This window comes from Anabaenopsis arnoldii, assembly GCF_028331025.1.
In the GTDB taxonomy this organism is placed as follows: domain Bacteria; phylum Cyanobacteriota; class Cyanobacteriia; order Cyanobacteriales; family Nostocaceae; genus Anabaenopsis; species Anabaenopsis arnoldii.
In genome coordinates, this window is record NZ_JAQMUH010000004.1 from 1 (window position 1) to 3,843 (window position 3,843).

The window sequence follows — 3,843 nt, forward strand, 5'->3', positions numbered from 1 at the left end:
GCTGTAGGTTTTCTTGACCACCATAAATGGAGTGTGGAAGGATGTCCGTGTCTGATGGATTTTTCCCTGGCTGATTCTTGGTTGATGGCTTCTAGGGGTAGGGCGACTTCGATTAATTTTTTTATCATCAGAGTAACCAGGGAATACTAGGGAATACTTATGATATTAATTTACCTCATGGGATGGTGAATGGGGATATTGGGTGAAGTATTTCCACAAAATGATTAATTGTATTGAAGAAATGTTGAAATTTTTAGCATATGGAGATTGACGCTACCAATAGGCTAAACTAAGAAAGTACAACAATATTCCCTGTTCCGGTGTTCCCTGTTCCGGTGTTCCCTGTTCCCTGAAACTAAACAACTTTGTACCTCACGAGCATGGGAAATGCTATATTTTGAGGCTTTCTCAATCTGCTGGGTAAAGTATGTTTCTTGATGTTTGAGTTGTTGAGCCAATTCTAATCCTTTTTCAAAGGCTATGAGTGCTTGGGAATAGTCCTGAGTTTGTAAATACAATTGACCCATTTGATCATAAGCCGCCATCATGCCATAATAATTCATGGCTTGCTCTTGGGTTTCTATTAAAATTTGGCTGACTTGTAAAGCTGCGTCTGTTTGTCCTTGGTCAATATATAAAGAAATTATTTTTTGTAAAGCTTCCCCAGCCCGAACATATTGCCGCGATTCCATGGCTATAATATAAGCTTGTTGATAGTTGTTGAATGCTTCTGTGAGTAAACTAGGATTTTTTTGGGCGAGGAGTTGATAATTAGTGCCGATGGCGAGTTGCAATTCTGGTATTTTGGTCAGGTTATTTTCCTGTTGGTAAATTTTTACTATTCTCTGGAGAGTATCTATCGCTGCTTGGGGTTGTTGGTGCTGCTGGTATATATAACTTAGCTGTTGCAGATATACTAACTCCCTGGCGCGATCGCCCTGGTTAGCAGTTAAATTGAATAATTGCTCATAGGTGGCCGCAGCTTGGGGATAATCAAACCAACTCAAATGGAGTTCGCCAATTGTGGTTAGGGTTTGCAATACTGCTGCTGTATCTTGTTGCTGTTGTACTACTGTTAAAACTTGCTCATAGGCTTGTAAAGCTAATTTAGGCGATCGCACTTGCTGGTATGCTTCACCGAGCGCTCGCATTAATTCCCAATCAAAACCCTTAGCTTTTTGGGCTGACTGCTGGATAGTTTGCAGCCGCTGTGTAATATATCTTACTTGCTCCCCGTCATTTTCACCCCATGCGATCGCACCAAACCGGGACAAGGCTTTTACTTCAGCGAATACACCCAAATAGCGGCGTAACCGTATTTCCCGGTTCCAAATCGCAAAAGCTCCTGGTTGGTCTCCCCCTTGTAATTTAGCTGTAGCTTCCTGATTCAAAGCATCTAAAGCCCTCTCTAAGTTTTCCCGTTGTGGGATAGTTAACTGCTGTTTATCCCTCAAAGGCGGTAGCAGTGGGTCAGGTGTGGTAAGTTCTAGGGGATTGGGCGTAAATTGAGCCTGTGCTAGGGTAACCGCAGTATGAAACTGACAGAGGATAACTAGACTAACAGTAATATACAAGTGCCTGAGCATCGATAATTTACCTCAGATGTGATCATCCCAAGCCTTAAAATAAAGCTAGATAATTTAAATTAACATCTGTAATTACTAATTCCATGGATCTTACCACCTTAGCCCGCTGGATGGCGGCTGATTTTAGTAATCAAGCACAAGCCTTTGAAAATCCGCCTTTTTTTGCCCATATTCGCGTGTGTATGCGCCCCCTACCTGTAGAATTATTATCAGGGGTGAGTTTATTTGTCGAACAAGCCTATGATTATATGATCAATGACCCCTACCGTGTGCGGGTGTTAAAATTGGTCAACGCTGGCGATCGCATCGAGATTGAAAACTACACCGTCAAATCAGAAGAAAATTTTTATGGCGCATCCCGTGACCTCCCACGCTTACAAACTTTAACTAAGGACTGCTTAGAAAAGCTACCAGGATGTAATATGATTGTAGAGTGGTCTGGTAACAGCTTCAAAGGTAAGGTAGAACCCGGTAAAGGTTGTATTGTTTTTCGTAAGGGACAAAAAACCTACCTAGATAGTGAATTTGAAATTGACGAACACAAATTTATCAGCCTTGACCGAGGACGGGATTTAGACACCAACCAACATATTTGGGGTTCTGTCGCAGGTCCATTTTACTTTGTCCGTCGCCAAACTTTTGCCGATGAGGTAATATAGGTAACACAAATATAGTTCAATTAAGATACTGTAGCAACTAACTCCAATGGCTGGAAATAAGGAACTCTTTCTACTGTAGTTTCCCACATCCCATTGGGGTAGAGTTTTAACAACCGAAAACCCGGGTATTTTGAGTCAATCATCAAAGTAGGGCTTTGGGTGCGGAACTGTAATCCCGTCGAGGGAGTACCGAGGTAGTGAACTTGGCCGCGTTGACGTTGAAATTCCTGATGGATGTGACCAAATAAGACTAACTTCACCTGGGGATGGCGATCGAGAACAGCAAATAATTCTTGGGGATTTTGCAAACTGCTATGATCTAACCACGGTGAATTGACTGCAAAAGGGGGGTGATGTAGCGCCACTAAAGTGGGATGATCTCCCAATATTGTCAACTCACGGTTGAGCCGATCAAGAGTTTTACCCGAAAGATAACCATGGCTACAACCGGGAACACAAGAATCTAGTAAAATAAAATTCCACCCACCCCGCTTAAAAGACTTGCGCCGGGAAATCATCCCCATATTTAAGATATTATCCATGGCGATCGCACAGTCATTATTTCCCGGTAACCAATAAACAGGTATTCGTAGTGGGTTCAGCAGACTTTGGAGATTGTCATAAGACTGAAGATTACCATCCCCAGATAAATTTCCCGTCACTAGCAGTAGATCAAGTTCATTCCCGAATGCGTGTAATTTGTCTACAATAGCCTGGAAAGACTTTATAGTAGGCATTCCCAGCATTTTATGATTTTCCGAGCCAAACAGATGTATATCTGTGATTTGGACAATTGACATGGGAGATACTTGATTCATTTTCACTGATTATCATATTTGCTGAATATCTGATTCTGTCTTGGCAGTAACTCACCCGGGTCATACTGATCTTTAATGTCACCATAGAACTAAAAACCATCAATCAACATGGAATTTATCAAAATCTCTGAATTTTTATCCATCTTAAGAGTGAAATTGTATTTTTTTTTGTATTTTAAGTCACGCATATTTGCCAGAAATTCATCAATTCCTCACACTTTCCCTATATATCTTTATCTCGCCTTACGATCTCCTGGGGTGTTAAAATGCCATTAACCACTAAATTCCCTCAACTTGAGAAAAATTTCCTCAGACGTATGGCGTAAATTTGTGGAATGTGTTATCATCAGCAAATATGAATGCGGCGACATAGCCAAGTGGTAAGGCAGAGGTCTGCAAAACCTTTATCCCCCGGTTCAAATCCGGGTGTCGCCTTCAAGAAGAATAGAGATTAAAAAACTCGGAGGTATGATATTATCTCCCACCGAGCATTTTTATCTATTTGTCAGTGTACCTGAGAGGTATGATATTATCTCCCACCGAGCATTTTTATCTATTTGTCAGTGTACCTGAGCTGAGAGGCGACATAGATTTTTTTACTCCCTATTCCCAGCCCTCACCAATATGAAAGTGATGGGGATAGCCCATCACTATTGAGGAAATCAACTTACTTACTACACCAGAGTAGTTAACTGCTCTAAGTGGTTTTGTATCTGCGCCAAGTCGCGGGTAGCATCAGGAGAAAGGGCTTCATGAGTTAATGCGTCTCCTGGGAAAGTA

4 protein-coding genes and 1 tRNA gene are annotated in these 3,843 nt (G+C 41.6%); 2 read left to right on the plus strand and 3 right to left on the minus strand.

The window, feature by feature from the left end; all coding sequences use genetic code 11:
• Positions 1-128: DUF1156 domain-containing protein (locus PN457_RS18355; protein ID WP_417006581.1), on the minus strand; the 128-nt coding region annotated here is incomplete at its 3' end.
• Between the two features lie 156 nt (positions 129-284).
• The gene (locus PN457_RS00105) at positions 285-1,586 is read right to left on the minus strand and encodes a tetratricopeptide repeat protein (RefSeq protein ID WP_271730481.1); all 1,302 of its coding nucleotides are present in this window, start codon (positions 1,584-1,586) and stop codon (positions 285-287) included.
• A gap of 71 nt (positions 1,587-1,657) precedes the next feature.
• On the opposite strand from PN457_RS00105, the gene PN457_RS00110 reads away from it, so the two are divergent.
• Positions 1,658-2,245 (plus strand): chromophore lyase CpcT/CpeT, encoded by a 588-nt coding sequence (locus PN457_RS00110; protein ID WP_271730486.1) that lies wholly within the window; start codon positions 1,658-1,660, stop codon positions 2,243-2,245.
• Positions 2,246-2,265: 20 nt separating this feature from the next.
• Here PN457_RS00110 and cpdA read toward each other — a convergent pair whose 3' ends face one another.
• The gene (gene cpdA, locus PN457_RS00115; RefSeq protein ID WP_271730484.1) at positions 2,266-3,063 is read right to left on the minus strand and encodes a 3',5'-cyclic-AMP phosphodiesterase; all 798 of its coding nucleotides are present in this window, start codon (positions 3,061-3,063) and stop codon (positions 2,266-2,268) included.
• Positions 3,064-3,426: 363 nt separating this feature from the next.
• Between cpdA and PN457_RS00120 the strand changes: the two genes are divergently transcribed.
• A tRNA-Cys gene (locus tag PN457_RS00120) sits at positions 3,427-3,498 on the plus strand.
• Positions 3,499-3,843 lie beyond the last annotated feature (345 nt).

Excerpts from the sequence above, each read along its gene's own strand:
- PN457_RS00105 (WP_271730481.1), bottom strand. The coding sequence starts at position 1,586 with ATGCTCAGGCACTTGTATATTACTGTTAGTCTAGTTATCCTCTGTCAG.
- cpdA (WP_271730484.1), bottom strand. The coding sequence starts at position 3,063 with ATGAATCAAGTATCTCCCATGTCAATTGTCCAAATCACAGATATACAT.